This window comes from Streptomyces violens (genome assembly GCF_000717745.1).
Lineage (GTDB): Bacteria > Actinomycetota > Actinomycetes > Streptomycetales > Streptomycetaceae > Streptomyces > Streptomyces violens.
In genome coordinates this window covers 60087-85205 of record NZ_JOBH01000017.1, presented here as the reverse complement: position 1 = coordinate 85205, position 25119 = coordinate 60087, and the positions used below count along the sequence as shown (strand labels likewise).

28 protein-coding genes are annotated in these 25119 nt (G+C 72.2%); 12 read left to right on the top strand and 16 right to left on the bottom strand.

From position 1 onward, the window contains the following. Positions 1 to 38: 38 nt before the first annotated feature. Positions 39 to 482, top strand: coding sequence for an SRPBCC family protein (locus IF04_RS0128625; protein ID WP_030264138.1), 444 nt, complete (start codon positions 39 to 41; stop codon positions 480 to 482). Positions 483 to 503: 21 nt separating this feature from the next. On the opposite strand, the gene IF04_RS0128620 is transcribed toward IF04_RS0128625, so the two are convergent. Further along, complete coding sequence (locus IF04_RS0128620; RefSeq protein WP_030264135.1) at positions 504 to 1436, bottom strand: NYN domain-containing protein; 933 nt, start codon at positions 1434 to 1436, stop codon at positions 504 to 506. Positions 1437 to 1664: 228 nt separating this feature from the next. Between IF04_RS0128620 and IF04_RS39170 the strand changes: the two genes are divergently transcribed. Next, a complete protein-coding gene (locus IF04_RS39170) occupies positions 1665 to 1823 on the top strand; it encodes a hypothetical protein (RefSeq protein WP_169746159.1) in 159 nt (52 codons plus the stop codon). 127 nt (positions 1824 to 1950) lie between these two features. Here the strand turns inward: IF04_RS39170 and IF04_RS0128610 are convergent, their stop codons facing one another. The 4 genes from IF04_RS0128610 to IF04_RS0128595 all read right to left on the bottom strand — a co-directional run bounded on the left by IF04_RS0128610 (position 1951) and on the right by IF04_RS0128595 (position 5062). Beyond that, entirely contained in the window at positions 1951 to 2556 is a 606-nt protein-coding gene (locus tag IF04_RS0128610; RefSeq protein WP_030264133.1) for a MarC family protein, read from the bottom strand. Between the two features lie 126 nt (positions 2557 to 2682). Further along, positions 2683 to 3558, bottom strand: coding sequence for a PHP domain-containing protein (locus tag IF04_RS0128605; protein ID WP_030264131.1), 876 nt, complete (start codon positions 3556 to 3558; stop codon positions 2683 to 2685). A 114-nt stretch (positions 3559 to 3672) separates the two neighbouring features. Continuing rightward, a complete protein-coding gene (locus IF04_RS0128600; RefSeq protein ID WP_030264128.1) occupies positions 3673 to 4311 on the bottom strand; it encodes a DUF6758 family protein in 639 nt (212 codons plus the stop codon). Positions 4312 to 4477: 166 nt separating this feature from the next. Then, on the bottom strand, positions 4478 to 5062 hold the full coding sequence (locus IF04_RS0128595; RefSeq protein ID WP_030264124.1) for a suppressor of fused domain protein: 585 nt from the start codon (positions 5060 to 5062) through the stop codon (positions 4478 to 4480). A 478-nt stretch (positions 5063 to 5540) separates the two neighbouring features. On the opposite strand from IF04_RS0128595, the gene IF04_RS0128590 reads away from it, so the two are divergent. Beyond that, positions 5541 to 6668 (top strand): magnesium and cobalt transport protein CorA, encoded by a 1128-nt coding sequence (locus IF04_RS0128590; protein WP_030264122.1) that lies wholly within the window; start codon positions 5541 to 5543, stop codon positions 6666 to 6668. 84 nt (positions 6669 to 6752) lie between these two features. Continuing rightward, positions 6753 to 7298 (top strand): hypothetical protein, encoded by a 546-nt coding sequence (locus IF04_RS0128585; protein WP_030264120.1) that lies wholly within the window; start codon positions 6753 to 6755, stop codon positions 7296 to 7298. A 77-nt stretch (positions 7299 to 7375) separates the two neighbouring features. On the opposite strand, the gene IF04_RS0128580 is transcribed toward IF04_RS0128585, so the two are convergent. Beyond that, on the bottom strand, positions 7376 to 8173 hold the full coding sequence (locus IF04_RS0128580) for a hypothetical protein (protein WP_157847721.1): 798 nt from the start codon (positions 8171 to 8173) through the stop codon (positions 7376 to 7378). A 259-nt stretch (positions 8174 to 8432) separates the two neighbouring features. On the opposite strand from IF04_RS0128580, the gene IF04_RS0128575 reads away from it, so the two are divergent. The 3 genes from IF04_RS0128575 to IF04_RS0128565 are packed head-to-tail and all read left to right on the top strand — an operon-like array spanning position 8433 to position 11607. Continuing rightward, positions 8433 to 9818 carry a magnesium transporter MgtE N-terminal domain-containing protein gene (locus IF04_RS0128575; RefSeq protein WP_078600905.1) on the top strand — a complete coding sequence of 462 codons (1386 nt, stop codon included), beginning with the start codon at positions 8433 to 8435 and terminating at the stop codon, positions 9816 to 9818. Then, entirely contained in the window at positions 9808 to 10389 is a 582-nt protein-coding gene (locus tag IF04_RS0128570) for a DUF1003 domain-containing protein (RefSeq protein ID WP_030264114.1), read from the top strand. The genes IF04_RS0128575 and IF04_RS0128570 overlap by 11 nt, the downstream gene beginning before the upstream one ends. A 60-nt stretch (positions 10390 to 10449) precedes the next feature. Beyond that, positions 10450 to 11607 carry an Mrp/NBP35 family ATP-binding protein gene (locus IF04_RS0128565; RefSeq protein WP_030264112.1) on the top strand — a complete coding sequence of 386 codons (1158 nt, stop codon included), beginning with the start codon at positions 10450 to 10452 and terminating at the stop codon, positions 11605 to 11607. Positions 11608 to 11673: 66 nt separating this feature from the next. Here IF04_RS0128565 and IF04_RS0128560 read toward each other — a convergent pair whose 3' ends face one another. From IF04_RS0128560 to sigE, 5 genes are all read right to left on the bottom strand, one after another. Then, positions 11674 to 12321, bottom strand: coding sequence for a hypothetical protein (locus tag IF04_RS0128560; RefSeq protein WP_030264109.1), 648 nt, complete (start codon positions 12319 to 12321; stop codon positions 11674 to 11676). 117 nt (positions 12322 to 12438) lie between these two features. Next, positions 12439 to 12900 carry a sec-independent translocase gene (locus IF04_RS0128555; protein WP_030264106.1) on the bottom strand — a complete coding sequence of 154 codons (462 nt, stop codon included), beginning with the start codon at positions 12898 to 12900 and terminating at the stop codon, positions 12439 to 12441. Positions 12901 to 13108: 208 nt separating this feature from the next. After that, positions 13109 to 14635: a trypsin-like peptidase domain-containing protein gene (locus IF04_RS0128550; protein ID WP_051831640.1), complete on the bottom strand. Its 1527-nt coding sequence runs from the start codon at positions 14633 to 14635 to the stop codon at positions 13109 to 13111. Positions 14636 to 14804: 169 nt separating this feature from the next. After that, positions 14805 to 15920, bottom strand: coding sequence for an anti-sigma factor family protein (locus IF04_RS0128540; RefSeq protein WP_030264099.1), 1116 nt, complete (start codon positions 15918 to 15920; stop codon positions 14805 to 14807). After that, positions 15917 to 16696 (bottom strand): RNA polymerase sigma factor SigE, encoded by a 780-nt coding sequence (gene sigE, locus IF04_RS0128535; protein WP_245654539.1) that lies wholly within the window; start codon positions 16694 to 16696, stop codon positions 15917 to 15919. The genes IF04_RS0128540 and sigE overlap by 4 nt, the downstream gene beginning before the upstream one ends. Before the next feature lie 153 nt (positions 16697 to 16849). Here sigE and IF04_RS0128530 point away from each other — a divergent pair, with 153 nt between their 5' ends. Further along, positions 16850 to 17533, top strand: coding sequence for an O-methyltransferase (locus tag IF04_RS0128530; protein WP_030264093.1), 684 nt, complete (start codon positions 16850 to 16852; stop codon positions 17531 to 17533). 231 nt (positions 17534 to 17764) lie between these two features. Here the strand turns inward: IF04_RS0128530 and IF04_RS37820 are convergent, their stop codons facing one another. Then, on the bottom strand, positions 17765 to 17932 hold the full coding sequence (locus tag IF04_RS37820) for a DUF3117 domain-containing protein (protein ID WP_103832883.1): 168 nt from the start codon (positions 17930 to 17932) through the stop codon (positions 17765 to 17767). A gap of 329 nt (positions 17933 to 18261) precedes the next feature. On the opposite strand from IF04_RS37820, the gene chcB reads away from it, so the two are divergent. After that, the gene (gene chcB / locus IF04_RS0128520; protein WP_030264091.1) at positions 18262 to 19062 is read left to right on the top strand and encodes a 2-cyclohexenylcarbonyl CoA isomerase; all 801 of its coding nucleotides are present in this window, start codon (positions 18262 to 18264) and stop codon (positions 19060 to 19062) included. 39 nt (positions 19063 to 19101) lie between these two features. Here chcB and IF04_RS0128515 read toward each other — a convergent pair whose 3' ends face one another. Together IF04_RS0128515 and IF04_RS0128510 are read right to left on the bottom strand one after the other, a co-directional pair. Continuing rightward, complete coding sequence (locus IF04_RS0128515; protein WP_030264088.1) at positions 19102 to 19713, bottom strand: DNA-3-methyladenine glycosylase I; 612 nt, start codon at positions 19711 to 19713, stop codon at positions 19102 to 19104. Then, complete coding sequence (locus tag IF04_RS0128510; RefSeq protein ID WP_037961099.1) at positions 19710 to 20153, bottom strand: DivIVA domain-containing protein; 444 nt, start codon at positions 20151 to 20153, stop codon at positions 19710 to 19712. Before IF04_RS0128510 ends, IF04_RS0128515 begins: the two co-directional genes overlap by 4 nt. Positions 20154 to 20247: 94 nt before the next feature. Between IF04_RS0128510 and folP the strand changes: the two genes are divergently transcribed. After that, positions 20248 to 21108: a dihydropteroate synthase gene (gene folP / locus IF04_RS0128505; RefSeq protein WP_030264083.1), complete on the top strand. Its 861-nt coding sequence runs from the start codon at positions 20248 to 20250 to the stop codon at positions 21106 to 21108. 62 nt (positions 21109 to 21170) lie between these two features. On the opposite strand, the gene IF04_RS0128500 is transcribed toward folP, so the two are convergent. Both IF04_RS0128500 and dapE read right to left on the bottom strand, forming a co-directional pair. Then, positions 21171 to 21953: an LOG family protein gene (locus IF04_RS0128500; RefSeq protein WP_030264081.1), complete on the bottom strand. Its 783-nt coding sequence runs from the start codon at positions 21951 to 21953 to the stop codon at positions 21171 to 21173. Between the two features lie 209 nt (positions 21954 to 22162). Next, positions 22163 to 23254, bottom strand: a complete 1092-nt coding sequence (gene dapE / locus IF04_RS0128495) for a succinyl-diaminopimelate desuccinylase (protein ID WP_030264080.1) — start codon at positions 23252 to 23254, stop codon at positions 22163 to 22165. A gap of 102 nt (positions 23255 to 23356) precedes the next feature. Between dapE and IF04_RS0128490 the strand changes: the two genes are divergently transcribed. Continuing rightward, positions 23357 to 24277, top strand: coding sequence for a VldE C-terminal domain-containing protein (locus IF04_RS0128490; RefSeq protein WP_030264078.1), 921 nt, complete (start codon positions 23357 to 23359; stop codon positions 24275 to 24277). A 323-nt stretch (positions 24278 to 24600) separates the two neighbouring features. Then, positions 24601 to 25113 (top strand): hypothetical protein, encoded by a 513-nt coding sequence (locus IF04_RS0128485; protein ID WP_030264076.1) that lies wholly within the window; start codon positions 24601 to 24603, stop codon positions 25111 to 25113. The last annotated feature ends 6 nt before the right edge of the window (positions 25114 to 25119 follow it).

The window sequence follows — 25119 nt, the reverse complement described above, 5'->3', positions numbered from 1 at the left end:
CGGGAGCCGGCCGCGCCCGCCCGGGCGACCATCTACCCATGACGGACGACAGCGGCATTTCGATCATTCGCCTCTTCGATGCCCCGCGGGACCGGGTGTTCCAGGCGTGGACGACGCCGGAGGCGTTCGCGTACTGGTACGGGGGCGAGCTGGAGGTCCCGGTCGATGGGGTGGCCATGGACGTCCGGCCGGGCGGCGCGTGGCACCTGGTCGTGCGCACCGAGGACGGCGGCGAGCTGCCGTTCGGCGGCGTCTACCGGGAGATCGTGCCGCCCGAGCGGCTGGTCTTCACCCTGAAGGACGCCTCGGCGCCGGAGGGCTCCGAGGGCGAGCTGGTCACTGTCGCGCTCAACGGCCTCGGTGACAAGACCGAGATGGACTTCCAGCAGACCGGTGGCACCCTGTCCGCCGGGCAGTACGCGCAGGCCAAGGCGGGCTGGACGGGCTTCTTCGCGCGCCTCGCGGAGTACGTGGCGCACTGACGCGCCGGGCAGCGTACGCGCTCAGAACTGCGCCCGTACGTGCTCCCAGAAGCCGTCCCGCAGCACCCGCCGCAGATCCGCGTACGGACGCAGGGAGTGGCGCAGCAGGCCCTCGGCGGTGGTCAGCAGGTCCTGGTCGACGGCTCCCGGGAGGTACGGGTGGCCGGGCAGCAGGTCGGCGGTCCAGTCCCGGCCGCGCGAGGCCAGCCACTGGGCGGCGACCTGCGCGCCGACGAAGCGGACGTCCTCGCGGCTGGGGGCCGGGCCGTCGTCTGCCGTGCCCGCGGGGCCGCCGTCGTGGGCCGTGCGCTCGGTGACGTACGGCCTGCAGAACTCCAGGTCGAAGGTGCGCTGGCTGTCGACCTCCCAGAGCAGCGGCTCGGCCTGGTTGCGCCCGTCGCCGGCGTCGATGCCCCACAGGTGCACCCGCGCGCCGTACCCCTGCGCCGCCTCGACGGCCGAGACCAGGTCCTCGTCGCCGCCGATGAGCACCGCGTCGCTGATGGCGCGGTGCCGGGCGAGCGACTCCAGGTCGGAGCGGATCAGGGAATCGACACCCTTCTGCTGGTTGTTGGCATTGAGGTTGCCGAGGCGGACCTTGACGTCGGGGAGCTCGGCGATGGACTGCTGCTCCAGGGTGTGGATGCGGCGGCGCGCGCCGTCGTACCAGTACACCCGCAGCAGCCGGCTGTCGGGGAAGACCGTGCGGGCCATCTCGATGAACGCGTCGATGATCCCCTCGGCGTCGAGGTCGAAGGAGCGGCGGTCCTCCGTACCGGTGACCAGCCGGCCGGCCGCGGCGTAGAGATAGCCGGCGTCGACGAAGACCGCGTGCGTCGAGGGAGTGGTGGCGACCTCGGCCAGGACGCGGTTGAGCAGCTCGTTGGTGCGCTCGATGCCCGCCACGACAGCGGTGAGGTCGGTGGGGCCCGCGGGCCGGAGGTCGTCGTTCATACCGGTCCGATTCTCCTGGCGCGGGCGGGGGAGACACAACCGGCCGGGTGGCGTGCGACGGCCGAACTTACTTGTGAGTAATTAGACTGGCGAAAATTTTCTTTAGCGTAGGGAATTATTGCTCTGGGCACTTCGTTGTCCCCTATGGCACGCCTGACACCGATGACAGGCACTCGTGCCGTTCGAGCAGTTCTCCTCAGGAGGATCAGACGAAGGGAGAAGCCCTTTATGCGCTTCGAGATCATGCACCTTGACGATGTCAACGGCACTGCCGTGGACAGCACCGTCGTGGACGCCGCCTCCGTCAACCGGATCGTGCAGCAGGCCGCCGCAATCGGCCAGCGCATCTACATCCGCCCCGCCGATTCCGCGGCGGCCGCTTCGTAACGCGGCCCCCGGCTTCCAGCTGCGCCCCCGTACGGACGATCCGTACGGGGGCGGCGTGTTTCCGGGCGTCTGCGCCCCGCCCGGGCGCGGCAGCCCCGCCCGGGCGCGGCAGCCCCGCCCGGGCGCCTCAGGCGCCGCTGACCACCTGGGTCACGCCGTTGATGATCTGCTGGACGGCCAGCGCGGAGAGCATCATGCCGGCCAGCCGGGTCACCAGTACCACCCCGCCGTCCTTGATCACCCGGATGATCACCAACGAGAAGCGCATCACCAGCCACAGCACCACATGGATCGCGGCGATCGCCGCCCAGACCGAGATCTGACCGGTGAACCCCTGCGCGTGCTGCACGGCGAGGATCACCGACACGATCGCGCCGGGCCCGGCCAGCAGTGGCATGCCCAGCGGCACGAGCGCCGCGTTGACGTCCTTGGTCTGCGTCGGCTCCTCGGTCTTGCCGGTCAGCAGGTCGAGCGCGACGAGCAGGAGCAGCAGCCCACCCGCGATCATCAGCGCGGGCGTGGAAATGTGCAGGTACGCCAGGATCTGCCGGCCGCAGAGGCCGAAGACGGTGATGACGCCGAACGCGACGGCCGCCGCCTGCCAGGCCATCCGGCGCTGCACCTTGGCCGGGCGGCCGGAGGTCAGGGCGAGGAAGATCGGGGTGATTCCAGGGGGGTCCATAATCACGAAAAGCGTGAGAAAGAGGGATCCGAAGACAGCGAGGTCGAGCACGGTGGTGGCCTTGCGAGAGGTGGTACGGACGTACGCGCGTCAGGGCGCGCGTACGGAGGAGGAAGACGGCGCGGGGCGCCGGAAAGCCGCTGGGGCGGAGAGGTGACGGGCCGAGCGGGGCCCGGATCAGCCGCCGGCGCCCGGGACGGGGAACGCGCCGGTCGCGCGGCGCACGATCTCCCCGTAGATCTCGGGGTCGGTGGTGTACTCGCCGAGCCGGCAGGTCTTGCGGCTGCCGTGGTAGTCGCTGGAGCCGGTGGTGAGCACGCCGAGGTCGGCGGCGATGCCGCGCAGCCGGTCGCGCGTCGGCGCGTCGTGGTCCATGTGGTCGACCTCGATGCCGTCCAGGCCGGCGGCGGCCAGCTCGGCTATCGCGCTCTCGGGGACGCACACGCCGCGCTTGAGGGCCAGCGGGTGCGCGAAGACGGTGACCCCGCCCGCGGCCTTGACCAGCCGGACCGCGTCGAAGGGGTCCAGCTCGTGCTTCTCGACGTACGCCCGTCCGTCGTTGGCCAGCCACTCGGAGGTGAAGGCGTCCGAGACGGTGGGCACGATGCCCAGCTCGACCATGGCGGTCGCGATGTGCGGCCGCCCGACGGCGCCGTCCCCGGCGATCCGCGCCACCTGCTCCCAGGTCACGGGCACGCCGAGCTCCTGGAGCTTGGCCACCATGCCGCGGGCGCGCGGCACTCGGTCGTCCCGTACCAGCTCCCGCTCGCGGGCGAGCTCCGGCTCCTCGGGGTCGAAGAGGTACGCCAGCATGTGCAGGCTGATGCCGTCGCCGCTGCCGTCGCGCGCGGGCAGCCGGCAGGACAGCTCGGCGCCGGTCACGAGCGTGAGGCCGGGCGGCAGCGCGGCCTTGGCCGCGGCATGTCCGCCGACGGTGTCGTGGTCGGTGAGCGCGACGACGTCCAGACCGGCCTCGGCGGCGTTGCGTACCAGTTCGGCGGGGGTGTCCGTGCCGTCGGACGCGGTGGAGTGGGTGTGCAGGTCGATACGCACGACGCGGACTCCAGACACGGACGGGACGGCGCCGGGCAACGGCCGGACAGGGCGCCGGACAACAGGGGACGCCCCAAAGGGTAACCGGTGGCCCGACGGCCGAACGATCGCCGCTCAGGACAGGATGCGCGGCGACAGCGCCCCGCACGGCAGCAGGTCGACCTCGGCGCCCGCGTCCCGCAGGTCGGTCAGGACCAGCTCGTCGTACATCAGCAGCCCCGACTGCTCGGGCCAGACGACCGCCCACAGCCACAGCCCGCGCGCCTCGCCCGCGAAGACCGCGCGGTCATCGGGGACGCCCTCGACGTGCCACATCGGGGTCGGCCGGCCGGCGGCCAGCACCTTGGCGTGCGGCGATCGCTCCACCTTCATGCGCGGGCCCGGGTCCGGACCGTCGATGCCCGCATACCGCGCGCCGAGGCCGACGCCCAGCTCCTCGGCGACCAGCACCAGCTCGCCCGGCCCGCCCAGCGGTCCGGGTCCCGAGCAGGCCACCGCCGTGGCCCGGCCGCCGCTGCGGTCGTCCCCCGCGCAGGCCACACCGGTGAACAGCCAGCCCACCGGCAGCGGCCACGGCATCCACACAGGAACGCGCGCGCGATTGACTACGACGGCCAGCGCTTCGACGCTCGGCGGCACGACCGGCTGGAGCGGGTGCACTGTGCCGTGCACGTCGCACTGCCAGGAGTCGGCAAAGAGACCGGGCGCCCGCACCCGGCCACCGCACTTCGGGCAACTGGGTTCGCCCCTCATAAAGCTCAACGGTCCTCCAGGGCCGCCCGCGCGTCAAGGACGATCACCCGTCCGGGCCGCGCCGCGCCGCCCTGCCGCTGTCACCTTCAGGCCAATCAGCCACTCGGTTCACGCCATCTTCGTACGGTGACGTTTCGATCTCGGTGCGTCAGGCCAGAGGAGTGCGTCAGTCCAGAGGTACGCCGCTCCGCAGCGGATCCCGCAGGTCGGTGCCGTGCTGCAGCCAGCGCTCCTCCAGGGCGGCCGCGCCGTGCACCCGCTTCCAGGCCGCCTCGTTCGGCGTCATCGGGAGCAGCGGCAGAAAGCGCACCGGATCCATCGGGTCGTCGAGCTCCAGATCCTCCACCAGTCCCCCGCCCTCGGTGACCAGCACCGAGGTGAAGGGGGCGCCCGGCCACAGCGGCTCGCCCACGTCCAGGGACGCACCCGGGGCCACGATGACGCCCTCGACCTGCGGGGACGCGGCCAGTACGGCGAGCGACCTGAGCACCTTGTCGGTGTCGGCGCGGCCGTTCCGGACCGTGAGGACCAGCTCCGCACGAGGACCGCGCAGAGGGTCGGCGAGTACCGCGGAGGGGTCGGTCATGGGGTTCGCGGACATGCCGAGGGTGACGTATCGCACCAGCTCGGCGTCGGCGTAGCGCAGTACTTCGATGCGGTCCGTACCGAGGAACGTCACCGCCGCGCGCGCGTCCGGCTTCCCCAGGGCCATCAGCAGCCGGGCCTCGACCAGCTCAAGAACGTCAGACATGCGGCGAGCATAGGCCCGGCCGGGCGCCCGGTATGGAACAGGCAAAGCGGCGGTGGAGCGGGGCCGTAACGGTTCAGGCGGCTGATAGCCTTGCCATCTGGTCAGCGAAAGACGTCGTCCCCCAGCAGGGACCGGCCGGAGGAGGTGGGACTGGCATGGATCCTAGTCGACCGTGCAGTACCGGCAGTTCTCCCGTCCTCCCGCTGATGATGCGACTCTCCTGATTCCGAGAGCTTCCGTACCCCACCGCTTCGCGGTGAAACTCGTGAAGACCCTTCGCACCCGCAGCTTTTGACGGAAGAACGCCTGCACCTCGGTTTCTCCAGTTCTTTCCGCACTGCGAACTGCCGTCAGCACCACCGCACGGAGCGCCGCCCGCTTTGCGGACGTACGGCCGACGATGCCGCGTACGTCCACGTTCCGGGTTGCGCTACGCCCCGCGCCCACGGCTGACGGCCGGCCCGTGAAGGAGCCCGCCATGTCGATGATCCGCGACCTGCGCGCCGCCGTCCGCCCCTCCCGGCGTCGCGGCGACTCCCCGTACGAGTACGACACCACCCGCGCCGCCACGACCAACAGCGCCATCGTCGACTGCGGCGTCTACCGCGACGGACGCCGCGTCAGCGGCCACGTCAGCCCCTCCGAAGCCATCGCCGACGTCCACGAGAACGGCGGCTTCACCTGGATCGGCCTGCACGAGCCGAACGAGCGCGAGTTCGCCGGTATCGCCAAGGAGTTCGGGCTGCACCCGCTGGCCGTCGAGGACGCCGTCCACGCCCACCAGCGGCCCAAGCTGGAGCGGTACGACGACACGCTCTTCACCGTCTTCAAGACGATCCACTACGTCGAGCACACCGAGCTGACCGCCACCAGCGAGGTCGTGGAGACCGGCGAGGTGATGTGCTTCACCGGCCGGGACTTCATCGTGACCGTCCGGCACGGCGGCCAGGGCTCGCTGCGCGCGCTGCGGCACCGCCTCCAGGACGACCCCGAGCTGCTCGCCAAGGGCCCCTCGGCGGTACTGCACGCCATCGCCGACCAGGTCGTGGACGGCTACATCGCGGTCGCCGACGCGGTGCAGGACGACATCGACGAGGTCGAGATCGACGTCTTCAGCTCCGGCACGAACGGCAAGGCGCAGGGCCGGGGCGGCAGCGCGTCCAAGGGCGACGCCGGACGGATCTACCAGCTCAAGCGTGAGGTACTGGAGTTCAAGCGGGCCGTCTCGCCGCTGCTGCGGCCGATGCAGCAGCTCAGCGAGCGGCCGATGCGGCTGGTCGACTCCGACATCCAGAAGTACTTCCGGGACGTCGCCGACCACTTGGCGCGCGTCAACGAGCAGGTGGTCGGCTTCGACGACCTGCTGAACTCCATCCTGCAGGCCAATCTGGCGCAGGCGACGGTGGCGCAGAACGAGGACATGCGCAAGATCACGTCGTGGGCGGCGATCTTCGCCGTGCCGACGATGATCGCGGGCATCTACGGCATGAACTTCAAGTACATGCCCGAACTGCAGTGGAAGTACGGGTACCCGGCGGTGCTGATCGTCACGGTCGCCATCTGCTTCGGCATCCACCGCGGTTTCAAGCGCAACGGCTGGCTGTAGCGGGCGGGGGCGCGCACAGCAGCACGAGCGCTCGGCGCGGGGCGGCGGCACGGTCCGTGTGCGGGCCTGGCTAGGCTGGCCCGCATGACGGAGACCGTGCCTCAGCCGCTGCTCGACCAGGCCCTCATCGAGGAGGCCACCAAGAAGTCCGGCCTCATCTGGGTCCAGGGGACCGAGGGCCCGGCCCGCGCGCTGTGGCACGTCTGGCACGACGGCGCCGCGTGCCTGGTCGGCGACGGCCCCCTGGAGCAGCCGCTCGCGGACCTCGGCCTCACCGACGGCGGCACCGCCACCGTCACCGTCCGCAGCAAGGACAAAGGCGGCCGGCTGGTCGCCTGGACGGCCCGGGTCACCGAGGCCGCGCCGCACAGCGAGCCCTGGGAGGCCGCCGTCGGCGAGCTGAAGGGCAAGCGGCTGAACGCGCCGGACGCGGACACCATGCCGGAGCGCTGGGCCCGCGAGTGCCGGGTACTGCGGCTGGCCCCGCTCACCGGGGACGGGGCGTCCGCCGCCCGTACGGAGTTCGGCGCGGACGCGCAGGCGGCCCGTCCGCTGCCGACCGACGCCACGACCCGTGGGCCGATCCCCGCGGCGCTGCCGAAGCTGCTGCGCCGGAAGAAGCGCCGCTGAGCGCTGTACGGGAAGCAGCGCCGCTGTGCCTCAAGAGGCGCGGCCGAGCGCCGCTTCCGTAATGCCGGCCGGCCCGGTCAGTTCCCGCTGCCGAGGCTCTCCCCGTAGTCCACGACCTTGTCGTCGTCCGGGCGCTCCAGCTCGATGTGCTCGCCCCAGTCCTCGAACGTGACCACGCCCGCGCCGCCGGCCCGCTGCAGCCGCAGCGGGTAGGGCTCGCCCTCCAGGGAGACGTCCAGCGTGCCCCCGTTGCCCCGCGCGGCCGCGACGCGGATCGTGCGGGTCCCGTCCAGGCTGCCGTGCGCGCCGCGGGAGAGGCTGCCGTGCAGCGTGAGCAGCGTGTCCAGCAGCGGCTCCTTCTCGGTGAAGCCGCTGAACTGCCGGTAGGTGCGGTCCTCGTAGGGCACCTTCACGTACTTGCCGTCCAGCTTGGCGGCGGCGGCAGTGTCGGATTTGCTCGGCGAGGAGCCCTTCTGGTGCGCCCAGAAGTCGGCGTCGGCCTTCACCCACAGGGACCGGTCGATGCGCAGCAGGGAGAAGGTGGTGTCCTTCGTGCTGACCGTGCCCTTGCCGCCGTTCTGGGCCAGCTGCATGTCCAGTTCGTACGTGCTGCGACCGCTGACGAGCTTGCCGGAGACGTGCACGCTCCCCGCGCTCCCGGCGGCGGCGAGCGTCTTCTTCCGGATCTTGGCGGGGGTCAGCTTGCCGACGCCGTTGGTGCCCGCGTCCGGGTCCTCCTGCGCGCCACCGCAGGCCGCCAGTACCAGGGCCAGGCCCGTGCACACCGCCGCGACGGCCGTCGCCCGGCCCGCGCGGCGGCGGGCGGTGCGGGACCGGCGGCTCGTTCCTGGCGAACCTGGCGAAATAGCGGTCACGGCTGCCTGCCTCCTGGTGCACTGGGTCGGTCGCGGTGGCCTCGACGGCGTACGGCAGCGTACCGGTGCCCCGCACACCTTCCGACGCGGAGGGCCGGGGCGCGGAAGGGGACAGCCGTACGGTGGTGCCTGTCGGGGCACCCGCCCGGTGAGCGCGCTAGCCTGAAGTCCGGCCGAAGCGCGATTTCAGCCGTTTTATCGGGAGTCGGGCGGCCCCGGTCCGCCGGGAGCCGGAGGAGAAGGAGCGGAGGCGCGCGGCATGGCGGTGGTCACCCCCCGAGTGTTCGTATCGCACCTCTCCGGCATCGCCGTCTTCGACCCCAATGGCGACCAGGTCGGCCGGGTGCGGGACCTGGTGGCCGTGTTGCGCGTGGGCGGCCGGCCGCCGCGGCTGCTGGGACTGGTCGTCGAGGTGATCAGCCGGCGCCGGATCTTCCTGCCGATGACGCGGGTGACGGGCGTGGAGTCGGGCCAGGTGATCACGACCGGCGTGGTCAACATGCGGCGCTTCGAGCAGCGCGCCTCCGAGACCCTCGTCCTCGGTGAGCTGCTGGACCGCCGGGTCAGCATTGTGGAGACCGGTGAAGAGGTCACCGTCCTGGACATCGGCATCACCCAGCTGCCGGCCCGCCGCGACTGGGAGATCGACAAGGTCTTCGTACGGAAGGGGAAGGGCGGCACGCTCAGGCGCCGCGGAGAAACGTTGACCCTGGAGTGGTCGCAGGTCACCGGGTTCTCTCTGGAGGAGCACGGGCAGGGCGCGGAGAGCCTGCTCGCGACGTTCGAGCAGCTCCACCCCGCCGACCTGGCGAGCGTGCTGCACCACCTCAACCCGAAGCGGCGCGCCGAGGTGGCCGCCGCGCTGGACGACGACCGGCTCGCCGACGTCCTGGAGGAGCTGCCGGAGGACGACCAGATCGAGATCCTCGGCAAGCTGCAGGACGAGCGGGCCGCCGACGTCCTGGAGGCGATGGACCCCGACGACGCCGCCGACCTGCTCTCCGAGCTCCCCGAGGACGAGAAGGAGCGGCTGCTGACGCTGATGAAGCCGAGCGACGCGGCCGACGTACGGCGCCTGATGTCGTACGAGGAGCGGACCGCGGGCGGCCTGATGACCACCGAGCCGATCGTGCTGGGCGCGGACGCCACGGTCGCCGACGCGCTCGCCCGGGTGCGCGACCCCGACCTCTCCCCCGCGCTCGCCGCCCAGGTGTACGTCTGCCGGCCGCCGGACCAGACGCCGACCGGCAAGTACCTCGGCGTGGTCCACTTCCAGCGGCTGCTGCGCGACCCGCCCTTCACCCTCGTCGGCGCGATCGTGGAGAGCGATCTGCCGCCGCTGCCGCCGGACACCCCGCTGCCCGCCGTGACCAGCTACCTCGCCACGTACAACATGGTCGCGGCGCCGGTCGTGGACGAGAGCGGGTCGCTGCTGGGCGCGGTGACCGTCGACGACGTACTGGATCATCTGCTGCCCGAGGACTGGCGCGAGACGGACCTGCACGGCGCGCCCGGGGTGGACCCCGGCGCTCGCGTGGCCGAGGACGGCGACGACCGCGCCGAGGAGCGCGTGAACGGGCACTCGGGCGGCGCTCAGGGCAGCAGCGCCGCCGGGACGGCCGGCGGGGGCGCACATGGGCGTTGAGGAGCGCGAGAGCGCGAAGGAGCGGGCACGGGCCGCGGCGGTCACCGGAGAGCGCGCGCGGGTGCGGCTGGACATGCCGCGCGCGCCGCGCCGCAGCCTGCTGCCGGAGTACGACCCGGAGGCGTTCGGGCGGCTCTCGGAGAAGATCGCGCGCTTCCTGGGCACCGGCCGGTTCATCGTCTGGATGACCGTCCTGATCATCGTGTGGGTCACCTGGAACGTCACGGCGCCCGCGCCGCTGCGCTTCGACGAGTACCCCTTCATCTTCCTGACCCTGGCCCTGTCACTGCAGGCGTCGTACGCCGCGCCGCTGATCCTGCTCGCGCAGAACCGGCAGGACGACCGGGACCGGGTCACCCACGAGCAGGACCGCAAGCAGAACGAGCGGTCGATCGCCGACACCGAGTACCTGACCCGCGAGATCGCGGCGCTCCGGCTCGGCCTCGGCGAGGTCGCCACCCGCGACTGGATCCGCTCGGAGCTGGAGGACCGCTTCAAGGAGCTGGAGGAGCGGCGGGACGCGGACGGCGAGTACGAGGAACGCACGTCGGGGCGTCGCCACCGAGAGTGACGAACGCGACCGTGTGCGGCCCTTTCCGGAGGCCACCTACTGAGCCGTACCATGCAGTACATGGCTACCGACACGCCCACGACGGCCGCTCCGAGCGAGGACGCGATCCGCGATGCGCTCGCGACGGTGAACGACCCCGAGATCCACCGCCCCATCACCGAGCTGGGGATGGTCAAATCGGTGGACATCGCGGCCGACGGCGCGGTGTCGGTCGTGGTCTACCTCACCGTCTCCGGCTGCCCGATGCGCGAGACGATCACCAGCAATGTGCGCGACGCGGTCGCCGGGGTCGAGGGCGTCACCAGCGTCGCCGTCGAGCTGGACGTGATGAGCGACGAGCAGCGCAAGGAGCTGGCCGCGGCGCTGCGCGGCGGCACCGCCGAGCGCGAGGTCCCCTTCGCCCAGCCCGGCTCACTGACCCGGGTCTACGCGGTCGCCTCCGGCAAGGGCGGCGTCGGCAAGTCCTCGGTGACGGTGAACCTCGCCGCGGCGATGGCGGCCGACGGCCTGAAGGTCGGCGTCGTGGACGCGGACATCTACGGCCACTCCGTGCCGCGGATGCTGGGCGCCGAGGGCCGCCCCACCCAGGTCGAGAACATGATCATGCCGCCGGCCGCGAACGGCGTGAAGGTCATCTCGATCGGCATGTTCACCCCGGGCAACGCGCCGGTCGTCTGGCGCGGCCCGATGCTGCACCGCGCGCTCCAGCAGTTCCTCGCGGACGTGTACTGGGGCGACCTGGACGTCCTGCTGCTCGACCTGCCCCCGGGCACGGGCGACATCGCGATCTCCGTGGCCCAGCTGGTGCCGAACGCCGAGATCCTCGTCGTGACCACCCCGCAGCAGGCCGCCGCCGAGGTCGCCGAGCGGGCCGGCTCCATCGCCGTACAGACCCACCAGAAGATCGTCGGCGTGGTCGAGAACATGGCGGGCCTGGAGCTGCCCAGCGGCGAGATCGTCGACGTCTTCGGTACGGGCGGCGGCGAGCGGGTCGCCGAGGGCCTCACGAAGACGACCGGCACGCAGGTGCCGGTGCTCGGCTCCATCCCGATCGACGTACGGCTGCGCGAGGGCGGCGACGAGGGCAGGCCGGTCGTGCTCACCGACCCGGACTCCGGCGCGGGCGCGGCGATCCGCGCGATCGCCGGCAAGCTGGGCGGCCGCCAGCGCGGCCTGTCGGGCATGTCGCTGGGGATCACCCCGCGCAACAAGTTCTGAGCGGTACCGGGGCGATTCCCGGGCTGCACGAGGGGCGGGCCGCCGAGCGGTCCGCCCCTTCGTTGCTCAGCCCTCGTACGTCTTGATGTCCTTGACGACCGCGAAGCCCAGGCCGTAGGCGCTCATGCCGCGTCCGTACGCGCCGATGTGCGCGCCGTCCGGGCCGTCGCCCGCCGAGCCCGCGAGCACCCAGCCGTACTCCGACTCGCGGTAGTGGAAGGGCGTCGGCACGCCGTCCACCGGGAGCGTCAGCTCGCTCCACGCCTCGCCGGTCAGGTCGTCCGCCAGCTCCCACGCGAGCATGGTCTGCTGGTCCAGCCAGTCCTGCCGCAGCGCCCGCTCCATCTGCACCGGCCAGGTGCAGTTCAGCAGGCCCGAGCCGGCCAGCCAGGCGGCCGAGGAGACCGAGGTGGCTTCCAGGACGCCCGTGCCGTCCGCGCTGCGCCGCACGGGGCGACAGGGGACGGTGACCACGACGGTGAAGCGGTCGGCGTCCGGCACGGTCTCCACCCGAATGGTGGGCTCCTCGCCGTGCGCGAGCGAACCGTGCTCGACCGTGCCTTGGGGGGTGACGCCGGCATGCATCAGCCGGCGCGGGCCCGTGAACGCCTCGTCCAGGCCGTACCACGGGAAATCGGCCATCAGATAGCCGTCGACCTTCTCCCCGGTGTCAACGGACACCGGGTGTGCGCCGGCCGGACTCTTCGTCTCCATCTGCGCGGAGCCTCCTCGTTGCCCTGCGTCGTGGGCGGCCCGCCCCCCTCAGGCGACCTCACCCCGGACACGGGGAGCATAGCCATACGCGTCAACACAGCCGGACATACGGACGTATCAGGTGGCGTCGGCGTCGAAAGGCGGACGGTCCTGGGCGGCGGGGGTTTCGCGCTTGGTCAGCCGGTCGGACGTGCCGCTCGCGGCGTCCGGGGTGTCCTTGGTCAGGCTGTGGCGGACGCCGCCGGCGTTGCTGCCGTTGCCCCGGACGGCCTCCGTGACCTCGGCCATCTCCTGCTTCATGTCGAAGCCGTTGCGGAGGTCCTGGAGGCCGTACTCGTCCTTCTCCAGGACGTGCTTGCGTACGAAGTTCTTCGGGTTCAGGTCGTCGAACTCGAAGTCCTTGAATTCGGGGCCCAGCTCCGAACGAATGTCTTCCTTGGCGCTGTCGGAGAACTGCCGCACCTTGCGGATGAATCCCGTCACGTCCTGGATCACCTTCGGCAGCTTGTCCGGGCCGAAGATCAGTACCGCGAGGATCACGAGCGCGACCAGCTCGAGGGGTCCTATGTCGAAGAACACCTGGCAGCTCCTTGATCCGTCCGCGGCCCATCCTGACGGCCTTCCGGCCAGGCCGACTATCACGGTACCTGGCCCCGGTCGTCCAGCGGGAGTCACCCGCCCCAACACCGTGCAAACGATCGAGACAGCCGGGGTGCCGGTGAGGGTCGGGTACCGGTCAGTTCCGGTCGGTGGCGGTCGGGTACTGGTCAGCCCTGGTCGGTGCCGGTCAGCTCTGGTCGGTGGACGAGCCGAGGGTGATCTCGACCGTGCGCGGACTGCCGTCCCGCTCGACCGTGAGCTTCAACCGGTCCCCGGGGCGGTGGCTGCGGATCTTGACGATCAGCTCCTCGCCGCTGTGTACGGGACCGCCGTCGAGCTCCGTGATCAGGTCGCCCGCCTTGATGCCGGCCCGCGCGCCCGGCCCGCCGGGCGTGACCGCCGCACCGCCGCCCCGGCCCTTCGCGCTGACCCGGGCGCCGTCGCCCGAGTACCCCATGTCCAGCGTCACGCCGATCACCGGATGCGTCGCCCGGCCGGTGTTGATCAGCTCTTCGGCGACACGTTTGCCCTGGTTGATCGGTATCGCGAAGCCCAGCCCTATGCTGCCGCCCTGCTCGGCGCCGAGGCTGTCGCCGCTGCCGGCCGCGCGGATGGCGCTGTTGATGCCGATCACATGCGCCTGGCCGTCGACCAGCGGGCCGCCGGAGTTCCCCGGGTTGATCGGCGCGTCGGTCTGCAGCGCGTCGACGTAGCTGACGTCGCCGCCGTCGCCGCTCTCGCCGCCCGCGGTGATGGGGCGCTGCTTGGCGCTGATGATGCCGGCGGTGACGGTGTTGGCGAGGTCGAAGGGTGCGCCTATGGCCACGACGGGGTCGCCGACACGCACGTCGTCGGAGTTGCCGAGGGTGAGCGGCTTCAGGTCGCTCACGCCGTCGACCTTGACCACGGCGAGGTCGTAGCCGCTGTCCCGGCCCACGACCCGGCCGGTGGCGGTGGAGCCGCCGCTGAACGTGACGGATATCTCGCCGTCCGCGCCGCCCGCCTCGACGACGTGGTTGTTCGTCAGGAGGTGGCCTCTGCGGTCCAGTACGAAGCCGGTGCCGGTGCCTTCCTCGCCGCCGCCGCGCACGTGCAGCGTGACGACGCCGGGGAGCGCGGTCCGCGCGATGCCCGCCACGCTGTCCGGGGCGCGGCCGGTCTGCTCCCCGGAGACCTGCGGCAGCCGGACGTCACCGACGCCGCCGTCGCGCTCGATGTACGCGCCGACGACGCCGCCCATGCCGCCCGCCACCAGGGCGAGCGCGACGGCGCCCAGGACGATCCGCCCGCGCCCGCGCCGGCGCTGCCCCTCCTCCGGCACCGGCACGCCCGCACCGGGCGGCGCGGCCCAGGGGTCGTACCGCTCCCACGGGCCACCGGCTCCGGGGCGCGGGGCGGAAGCTGTGGGGGCGGGCGGCTGAGGGTACGGCTGCGGGGCTGCCGGTGGGGGCGGGGCCGGGACCGTGACGCCCTGGGGCGGTGTCGGTACCGGGCGCTGCACCGGCGGCGCCGGGGCCCACGGACCGGGGCCGCCGTACGGAGGCGTGGCGTACGGATCCTCGGAGTGCAGCGGCCGCGCGGAGTCGCGCGGGGGCTCCGCCCCGGATTCCGGCGGCGGAGATGCCGACGGCGGCGGCGACGCTTCGGCCTCGCGGCCGGTGGTCGCGTCGGAACGGTCCTCGTGGTGGGGCCCGGAGGCCGTGCCCTCGTTCATGTTCTCCCCACAGTTCGCCCGCGTACGGGGCCGCGCCCCCCTGGGCGTGCTCATGACGCGATATGCGGCCCTCCGGCGATTCAACCAGGTTCGCGGCGAGCGCGTGCAGGGCCCGGTGGCTGTCGGGCCCTGGTGACGGCGGAGGCCGGCGCGGCGGCCTGACGCTATGTCAGGGCGCCGCCGGAGCGCTACGGGTCAGCAGCGGTCGCTTCGGCTCCAGCGGGGGCAGTGGCGCTGCCGGGTACGACGTGGCCGGGGAGGCCGGGGAGGCGAGCGCCGAGGGCAGCGGGCCGCCGCCGGACGGGCCCGCCGAGTCCTCCGTACCGTCGCCGGTTCCCGGCACCGCGCCGGGGAGCCGCGAGGAGCCCGCCGATGTCCCCGCGACGGCGCCCGTGCCCACGTCCGAGCCGGGCCCGGAGGCCGTACGCGCCCCGGACGGGCCGGGGGCTATCAGGGGGCTCAGGTGCGCGCTGCCGCCGCCGGCCGAGGGAGAGGCGTAGTTCACCGGGAGGGAGGCCGCCGCGGGGTAGAACTCCGCCGACGCCGCGGCCGGCGTGGCCCTGCCCTGCAACACTCCGAGCAGCTCGTCCCGGTCCCCGGAGCCGCGCCCCGCGCCCGGCCGCTCACGCCCCACGGCACTGCTCGCATCCGCCGACGAGGCCGTCAGCGGGCTGTTCGCGCCCTCGCCGCGCCCCGAAGCCGTGTCGACCGCCGCCTCCAGCGGCAGCGCGCCGCTGAGCGCGAAGGCCGCCAGGGAGACCGCGCCCGCCGCGGCGAACGCGAACCGCCGCCGGGGCGAACCCATGGCGGGGGCCGCACCGGCACCCGCGCCCGCGGCCGGCCGCGCGCCGGCGCGTCCGTGCACCGGAAAGCCGCGCTCGGCAGCCCGCTGCGGGAGCATTCCCGGGACCGCGTGCGCGCCCGAAGGTGCGTACGTGAAGGACATGCCGCCGCGGCCGAAGCCGCCACCGTCCAGGCCGCCCCGGCCGAACGCACCGCGCCCGAGGCCGCCCTCACCGAGCCGGGCCGCGGGCGCGCCGGGATCACCCCCGGGCAGCCCCTGGAGCCGGGCCAGCAGCCCGTCCGAGGGCCCGGGCGGCGCCATTCCGGCGAAGACATTCTTCAGTTCCCGCTGGGCGTCCGCCTCGGCCTTGCACTTCCCGCACGTGGCGAGGTGCGCGAGCACCCGCTCACGCTGATCGTGCCCCAACTCCCCGTCGACCAGAGCCGCGAGGCGGTCGCCGAGATGCTGCTCAGCGGGGGACTGACCGCCGCTACCGCTCACGCGATTCCGACCTCCCCTGTCGTCAGGGGCGCGAACGCGCGCTGGTGCTGCTCGCGCTCCCGCTCCTCGGCGCGCGCCGCCGGGGAGCGGTGCTTGAGCGCCTTGCGGAGGTGGGAGCGGCCGCGGTGGATACGGCTGCGGACCGTGCCGAGCTTCACGCCGAGGGTCGCGGCGATCTCCTCGTACGACAGGCCCTCGATGTCGCACAGGACGACGGCGGCGCGGAACTCGGGCGCGAGGGTGTCCAGCGCCTGCTGCACGTCGGCGTCGAAGTGGGTGTCGTTGAACTGCTGCTGCGGGCCGGCCTCGCGGCTGGGCAGCCGCTCGGCGGCGTCGTCGCCCAGCGCGTCGAAGCGGATCCGCTGCCGTCGGCGGACCATGTCCAGGAAGAGGTTGGTCGTGATGCGGTGCAGCCAGCCCTCGAACGTACCGGGGGTGTACGTCGAGAGCGAACGGAAGACGCGGACGAAGACCTCCTGAGTGAGGTCCTCGGCATCGTGCTGGTTTCCCGTCAGGCGGTAGGCGAGGCGGTACACACGAGCACTGTGGGTGCTGACGATCTCCTCCCAGCTGGGCGGAGTCCACGCCTGGGATTCCGCATCGGCGGCAAAGGTCGCGGTAGGTGCGGAGTCGTTCGCGCGGGCACGGTCAGCATTGTTGGTCACGGATTTCGGCTCGCCGGCCGACCTTCGAAAACGCAGCAGCGTTCTTCGGTCACCCGCCGCAGCCGCACCTCCCCTGGTGGCTCTGGTGGTGTCCAGTAGAGCCCCTACCATATCCACCTCACCCGTTAGCTCCGGATAAGCAGTTTTGACCTGCATTTGGTCCGGCTTGCGGTTCTCTTCCGACTTCACCTGCGCATCCCCCCTGTCCCCCTTCAACGCCCGGTCCCATCTGCGGGTTCCCGCACTCAGCGGATACAGTCACGGTTGCGTCAACTACGGGGACAGGAGAGGGCCATTACCGGCAACCGGCAGACGAGCTTGGCATTCGCCGAGGCATACGGCGCCGGGACCATCGACGACACGGCCGACGCCGCCCTGCACTGGTCCCGCGACCGGGCCCGGGAAGCCGGCATCCGCACGGTCTCGACCGGCACCGGATCGGCCCTCAGCCTGCTCGCCGCGACCGCGGACGCCAAGGCCGTCGCGGAGATCGGCACCGGTACCGGCGTCTCCGGCATCTACCTCCTGCACGGCATGCGCCCCGACGGCGTGCTGACCACCGTCGACCTGGAGCCGGAGCGGCAGCAGTTCGCCCGGCAGGCGTTCCGCGCCGCCGGTTTCGCCGGCAACCGCGCCCGCTTCATCCCGGGCGGCGCTCTGGAAGTACTGCCGCGGCTCGCCGACGGCGGCTATGACCTGGTCTTCTGCGACGGCGACCGGATGGAGTACGCCGAGTATCTCGCTGAATCGTTGCGCCTGCTGCGCCCCGGCGGGGTGGTCTGTTTCGAGGGCGTCTTCGCCGACGGCCGGACCGTCGACTCCGGCGAGCAGCCTGCGGAAATACAGCGGCTGCGGGAGCTGCTGCGGTCCATCCGCGAGAGCGTGCACCTGGTGCCGTCGCTGCTGCCGGTGGGCGACGGCCTGCTCTGCGCGGTCAAGCGCGGCTGAGGATACGCGCGCCGGGGGCCCCTGCGCAGCGGGTGAGTAGGGGTGCGTAGGGTGCCCGGGGCGAGAACGCGTACGCCGGGTCCGAGCCCCCGTACGTCCACACATGTACACAGGGACGCGTATTTCCGGGTCCGGCCACTACGCCGGGGGTACGACACGGCCCCGGGGCCGGGCGCGTATCGCGTACGCGCCGCCCACCGGGGCCGGACATTCAGTGAGGCTCCGCCTGCGTCAGACGCTGACCTTGTCGAGAGCCTCGCCGAGAGCCTTGGCTTCGTCCGGAGTCAGCTCGACGACGAGCCGACCGCCGCCTTCGAGCGGAACGCGCATGACGATGCCCCGCCCCTCCTTGGTCACCTCGAGCGGGCCGTCGCCCGTCCGCGGCTTCATGGCCGCCATGCTCGTTCCCCTTCCTGAAACCAGCTCATCGTCAGCCGACGGCCCTCTGGAGAGGGGCACGCGTCACCGGCATCGAACACATTGCTTCCATGTCATTATCCCGCATCGCAGGACCCGATGACCAACATCAGCGGGCATCCCTTCGGCAACGTACATTCGCAAAACCACTCAATTCGGGGAGTCACCTGCGATACTGCGCCACCTGCCACTACGCGGTGCGCTGTCTTTCTTTGATGTACGTCACACGACAGCGCCGATGATCTCCGGCATTCTGATCGCCGGGCTGCACTCGTTCCCGCAGTCCGAGCCGCGACGGAGGGGATCCCACCATGGCCGACACCGTGCTCTATGACGTCACCGAGGGCGTTGCCACGATCACGCTCAACCGCCCCGATGCGATGAACGCGCTCGACACGGAGACCAAGGTCGCCCTCCGGGACGCCGTGCGCGAGGCCGCCGCCGACTCCGCGGTACGGGCAGTCCTGCTGACCGCCACCGGGCGCGCCTTCTGCGTCGGGCAGGACCTCAAGGAGCACATCGGCTCCCTGGAGAAGGACCGCGCGAGCGGCGAGGGCACCACGATGAGCACCGTGCGCGAGCACTACAACCCCATCGTCGAGGCGCTCACCGGCATGGCGAAGCCGGTGGTCGCGGCGGTGAACGGGGTCGCGGCCGGGGCCGGCGCGGGCTTCGCGATGGCCGCCGACTACCGTCTCGTCGCCGACTCCGCCTCCTTCAACACCTCCTTCGCCGGAGTCGCGCTGACCGCCGACTCCGGCATGTCCTGGACGCTGCCGCGGCTGATCGGCCACGGCCGCGCCGCCGACCTGCTGCTCTTCCCGCGCAGCGTCAGCGCCCAGGAGGCGTACGAGCTGGGCATCGCGAACAAGGTCGTACCGGCGGCGGAGCTGGCCTCGGAGGCCCGCGCGCTCGCGCTGCGGCTGGCGCAGGGGCCGACCGCCGCCTACGCCGCGATCAAGGAGTCGCTGGCGTACGGCACCGATCACTCGCTGACCGAGACGCTCGCCAAGGAGGACGAGCTGCAGACGCGGGCCGGTGCCTCGGAGGACCATGTGATCGCGGTGGAGGCGTTCGTGAAGAAGGAGAAGCCGAAGTTCGTCGGGCGGTGACGCGCGCGGCGCGGGGCCCGACGGGCCCCGCACGGGGGCCTACGCCGCCGTCTGCGCCGCCTCCGTCTCCGCGCGGACATGGCAGTCGGCCAGGTGGTCGTTGACCAGCCCGCACGCCTGCATCATCGCGTACGCCGTCGTCGGGCCGACGAAGCGGAAGCCGCGCTTCTTGAGGTCCTTGGCGAGCGCGGTCGACTCGGGGGTGATCGGCGGGACGTCCGCGGCGCTGCGGGGCGCCGGACGGGACGCGCGGTCCGGGGCGTACGACCAGATCAGGGCGTCCAGCTCGCCGGGCGCGAGCTGCGCGGCGACCCGGGCGTTGGCGAGCGTGGCGGAGATCTTGAGGCGGTTGCGGATGATGCCCGGGTCGGCGAGCAGCCGCTCGGCGTCCGCCTCCGTGAACCGCGCGACCTCGGCGATCCGGAAGCCCGCGAAGGCCGCGCGGAAGCCCTCGCGGCGGCGCAGGATCGTGATCCAGGACAGGCCCGACTGGAACGCCTCCAGGGACATCCGCTCGAACAGCGCGTCGTCCCCGTGGACCGGGCGGCCCCACTCCGTGTCGTGGTACGTGCGGTAGTCCGCCATCGACTCGGCCGCCATGCCCCAGGGGCAGCGCGGCACGCCGTCCGGCTCGGTCAGGACGCCGCTCATGCGCTCGCACCGCCCTCGGGGGTCTCGCGCGGCTTCTCTATGCCGTCCGCCTCCTGTATCCCAGGGGGCTTGCGCAGGTCGGCGCCCTCCCCCGGCGTCGTCGGGCGCGCGTCCGCGACCGGCCCCCGCTCGCCCATCGCCGATGCGTGCGCCCCCGCCAGGGCCGCCTCCAGCTCGGCGATCCGGGCGTCCCGCTCGGCCAGCTCGGCGCCGAGGCGGTCCAGTACGTCGTCCACGTCCGTCATCCGATACCCGCGCAGCGCGGGCGGCAGCCGTACCTCCTCCACGTCCGCCCGGGTGCAGGGGCGGTCGGCGGGCAGCGGATCGTGCAGCCGCTCGGGCTCGGCCTCCCGCAGCGCGCCGCCGTCTCCGCCACCGATCACGGCGAGCGTGACCACGGCGACCACCGCGACCAACGCGATGAGCAAGAACCAGAACACGACCATCTCCCCACGCTGTCCGTCGTCCATTGATCGTGCCATGTGCCTCTGACAGTTAGGGTCACTGGCGGACGACCATGAGGGAGTAGGGAAAATGCTGCGGCTGGGGAATCGCGAGTTCGGCGCGCACGAGCCGGTGATCATGGCGATCGTGAACCGTACGCCGGACTCCTTCTACGACCAGGGCGCCACGTTCCGGGACGAGCCCGCGCTCGCCCGCGTGGAGCAGGCGGTCGCGGAGGGCGCGGCGATCATCGACATCGGCGGGGTCAAGGCCGGCCCGGGCGAGGAGGTCACCGCCGAGGAGGAGGCGCGGCGCACGGTCGGCTTCGTGGCCGAGGTCCGCAAGCGCCACCCCGACGTGGTGATCAGCGTGGACACCTGGCGGCACGAGGTCGGCGAGGCGGTCTGCGAGGCCGGGGCCGACCTGCTCAACGACGCCTGGGGCGGCGTGGACCCGAAGCTCGCCGAGGTCGCGGCCCGGTACGGCGCGGGCCTGGTGTGCACGCACGCGGGCGGCGTCGAGCCGCGTACCCGGCCGCACCGGACCACGTACAAGGACGTCATGGCCGACATCCTGGACGTCACCCTCGGGCTCGCGGAGCGCGCCGTGGAGCTGGGCGTACGGCGCGACGGGATCATGATCGACCCGGGGCACGACTTCGGGAAGAACACCCGGCACAGCCTGGAGGCGACCCGTCGGCTCGGCGAGATGACGGACACCGGATGGCCCGTGCTGGTCTCGCTGTCCAACAAGGACTTCGTCGGCGAGACGCTGGACAAGCCGGTCAAGGAGCGGGTGCTGGGCACCCTGGCCACGACCGCGGTCTCGGCGTGGCTGGGCGCCCAGGTGTACCGCGTCCACGAGGTCGCCGAGACCCGGGAGGTACTGGACATGGTCGCCTCCATCGCGGGCCACAGGGCCCCGGCGGCGACCCGCCGCGGCCTGGCCTGAGACGCGCCGCGGACTGCCTGAGACGGGCCGCGGCCCCCGGACCTCCGGGGGCCGCGCCGTGCTCACCGGGAGTGCCCGCCCGGCCCCACTTCCTTCGTGACCAGCGCGACCGCCTCGTCCACGTCGTCGCTGAGGTGGAAGAGGTCCAGGTCGCGCAGGGACGCCTTGCCCTGGTCGATGAGGGTGCCCCGCAGCCAGTCCACCAGGCCGCTCCAGTACTCGGTGCCGAAGAGCACGATGGGGAAGCGCGTGACCTTACGGGTCTGCACGAGGGTGAGCGCTTCGAAGAGCTCGTCGAGCGTGCCGAGGCCGCCGGGCAGGACCACGAATCCGCGCGCGTACTTCACGAAGCAGGTCTTGCGCACGAAGAAGTACCGGAAGTCCACGCCGAGATTGACGTACTCGTTCATGCCCTGCTCGAAGGGCAGCTCGATGCCGAGCCCGACGGACGTGCCGCCCGCCTCGTTCGCGCCCTTGTTGGCGGCCTCCATGGCACCGGGACCACCGCCGGTGATCACCGAGAAGCCGGCCTCGACCAGCGCCCGCCCCAGGCCGACGCCCGCTTCGTACTCGGGCGAGTCACGGGGCGTACGGGCCGAGCCGAAGACGCTGATCGCCGGGCCCAGTTCGGCGAGCGCGCCGAAGCCCTCGACGAACTCCGACTGGATGCGCATCACGCGCCAGGGGTCGGTGTGCACCCACTCGGAGGGACCTTCGGAGTCCAGCAGCCGCTGATCGGTGGTGCCCGCTCGCACCTGGTCGCGGCGGCGCAGTACCGGGCCGAGTCGCTGCTGATCGCGCTCGGCTGCCATGGTCTCGCGCTCGGCTGCCTCAGGATCGGCCATGGTGTGCTCCCTCCGCAGGGTCTCCCGCCTGCGGCGGAAGACAGATCGTTGCCGGTAAAGCGTATGTGCACAAAGGTGACGAGCAGCGGAATTCGGTCTGGCGGTGGCCCCGGACGCCGCGCAGCGCTCCGGTGAACCTCTACCCGCGCAGACCACCCGAGATCACCGGAACCCCGGTCACCACATTCCCGTGCCCGCCGGGCCGGGGCTCAGCCCTCCAGCCAGGCCCGCAGCCGCTCCTCGCAGCGGATCACGTCGGCGGCGACGACGTGCTCGTCGCGCTTGTGGGCCAACAGGGCGTTGCCCGGGCCGTAGTTGACCGCCGGGACGCCGAGCGCGGAGAAGCGGGAGACGTCCGTCCAGCCGAACTTGGGCATCGGGGTGCCGCCGACCGCCTCGATGAACGCCTTGGCGGCGGGGTGCGAGAGGCCGGGCAGCGCCGCGGTCGAGTGGTCGTCGATGATCCACTCGACGATGTCGCAGTCCGCGAAGACCTCGCGCACGTGGGCGAGCGCCTCCTCGCCGCTGCGGTCGGGCGCGTAACGGAAGTTGACCGTGACCGTGCACTCGTCCGGGATGACGTTGCCCGCGACGCCGCCCTCGATGCGCACGGCGTTCAGGCCCTCGCGGTACTCCAGGCCGTCGATGACGGCCCGGCGCGGCTCGTACGCGGCCAGCCGCTCCAGGATCGGGGCCGCGGCGTGGATGGCGTTGGACCCCATCCAGCTGCGCGCGGAGTGGGCCCGCTCGCCCTTGGTGCGCAGCAGGACCCGCAGAGTGCCCTGGCAGCCGCCCTCGACCTGGTTGCTCGACGGCTCCAGCAGGACCGCGAAGTCGCCCGCCAGCCAGTCCGGGTGCTGCTCGGCGATCCGCTTCAGGCCGTTGTGCTCGGCGGCGATCTCCTCGGCCTCGTAGAAGACGAAGGTGAGGTCGCGGTTGGGCGCGGGCACCGTGGCGGCGACGCGCAGCTGGACGGCGACGCCGGACTTCATGTCGGAGGTGCCGCAGCCCCACAGGACGCCGTTCTCGTCGAGCCTGGAGGGCACGTTGTCCGCGATCGGCACGGTGTCGAGGTGGCCGGCGAGCACGACCCGCTCGGCGCGGCCGAGGTTCGTGCGCGCCACGATGGTGTCGCCGTCGCGGTCCACGGTGAGGTGCGGGAGCGCGCGCAGAGCGGTCTCGACGGCGTCCGCGAGGACTTTCTCGTCCCGGCTGACGGACGGGACGTCCACCAGCGCCGCGGTGAGCTGCGCGGCGTCGAGCGAGAGATCGAGTACGGGGGTCTGCGCGGGGCGTTCCATGGTCCCGACCCTACCCGTCGCGGTTGCGCCACTGTTGCGCGCGGCCGTGCGTTCCCGGAGGTCCGCAGGGGGCCGCCGGAACGCTCCAGTACCGTATGGCCCGTGCTTCGCCGTCCCCAGCGTGCTCCCGTCCGCCGCAAGCGCCTCATACGCGTGTTCGCGGCTTTTGCCGTGCTCCTCGCGCTCGCTGCGTACCTCTTCGTGCAGTACGTGACCGGCGGCCCCGGTGTGCCGCGCTGCACGGTGCAGCCGGAGGGCGGCGGCGAGCCGTACGAGCTCTCCCCGGAGCAGGCGGCGAACGCCGCGACGATCTCCGCAGTGGGTGCCTCGCGCGGGCTTCCGGAGCGCGCGGTGACGATCGCGCTCGCGACGGCCATGCAGGAGTCGGGGCTGCGCAACATCGAGTACGGGGACCGCGACTCCGTCGGCCTCTTCCAGCAGCGGCCCTCGCAGGACTGGGGCACGGCCGAGGAGATCATGGACCCGGTCTACGCGGCCGGGGAGTTCTACAAGCACCTCGTGCAGGTCCCCGGGTACTCCCGGCTGCCGCTGACGGTCGCGGCCCAGAAGGTGCAGCGCAGCGGGTTCCCGCAGGCGTACGCCAAGCACGAGGCGAACGCGGCGCTGCTGACCGGCGCGCTGACCGGGCGCGCGCCCGCGGCGCTGAGCTGCGCGGAGAGCCGGCCCGCCGAGGACGCGCCGGGCGGCACGGCGCAGGTGCGCGAGAAGCTGGTGCGGGAGTTCGGGCCCGAGGTGCTGCCGCGGGCCGTCGTGGCCGACCGGGCGGTGGCCGGCCGGACGCTCACGGTGCCGGTGACGGACGGCGCGGGCACGTCGGCGCGGCAGCGCGGCTGGCAGCTCGCGGCCTGGGCGGTGGCGCACGCGTCGGAGTTGCGTATCGAACGCATCTCTTACGGCGATCGCCGGTGGACCGCGGCGGATTCCGGGAATGGCTGGCAGAAGGTGTCCGGTGATTCCGGCGGCACTGCGCCGACAGATGTTCGGATCACCACCGCGCAGTAGTCCGGGTATTCCCTCGGCAGTGGGAATGGCGTCAATCCAGGACGACAATTCCCGGCACTTTCCTCACCCCTGCCACTGACCCGTAACTCCCTTGGGACAGCAGAGGCGTGACGTTCTTTCACCTCCGCCGGACGTACGAATTTCGCCCACTTTCATCCGAAGCAGATAATGCGACGCGTTACCAATTCTTTACCGGGGCGCACCGCAACCTTCGGGGCTCTGGCGCGGTATTCACTGCGTCCGCCCGGCAGTCGACTGCCGCCGCCCGGCGGACACCGCACGTCTGCACAGAAGAACAAGTCCCTCTCCGTCAAAGGAGCACCATGTCCCTCCCCCTTACGCGTCGGATCGCCCGGGCCGCGCTGCTGGTCGCAGCGGGCGCAGCTCCCGTGGTCGGCGCCGCCGGCTCCGCGAGCGCCGTGGACCTGCCCAAGGCCGCCGACCTGGGTGGACTGACCAAGGTGGACCCGTCGAGCGTCACCGAGACCGCCGGCAACGCCCTGGAGAACACCAGTGCCGTGGCCGGGCCGGTCGCCGGTGAGGTCGTGAAGGAGGCAGTCCCGGAGGCCGGCCGGACCGGCAACGAGACGCTGCGCAAGCTCAGCCCCACCACCAAGAAGACCACCGGTCACGTCAAGGGCACCAAGGACGCCGTCGGCGACACCACCCGGTCGCTGCCCACCGACGACCTCACCAAGGGCCTGCCGCTCGCGGAGCAGCTCCCCGCGGGCGAGCTGCTCGGGCAGCTGCCGGTGACCAAGGGCCTGCCGACCGACAGCCTGGGCGGCCTGCCGGTCGGGAGCCTGCTCGGCGGTCTGGGCGGCCTGGGCGGCTGATACCCC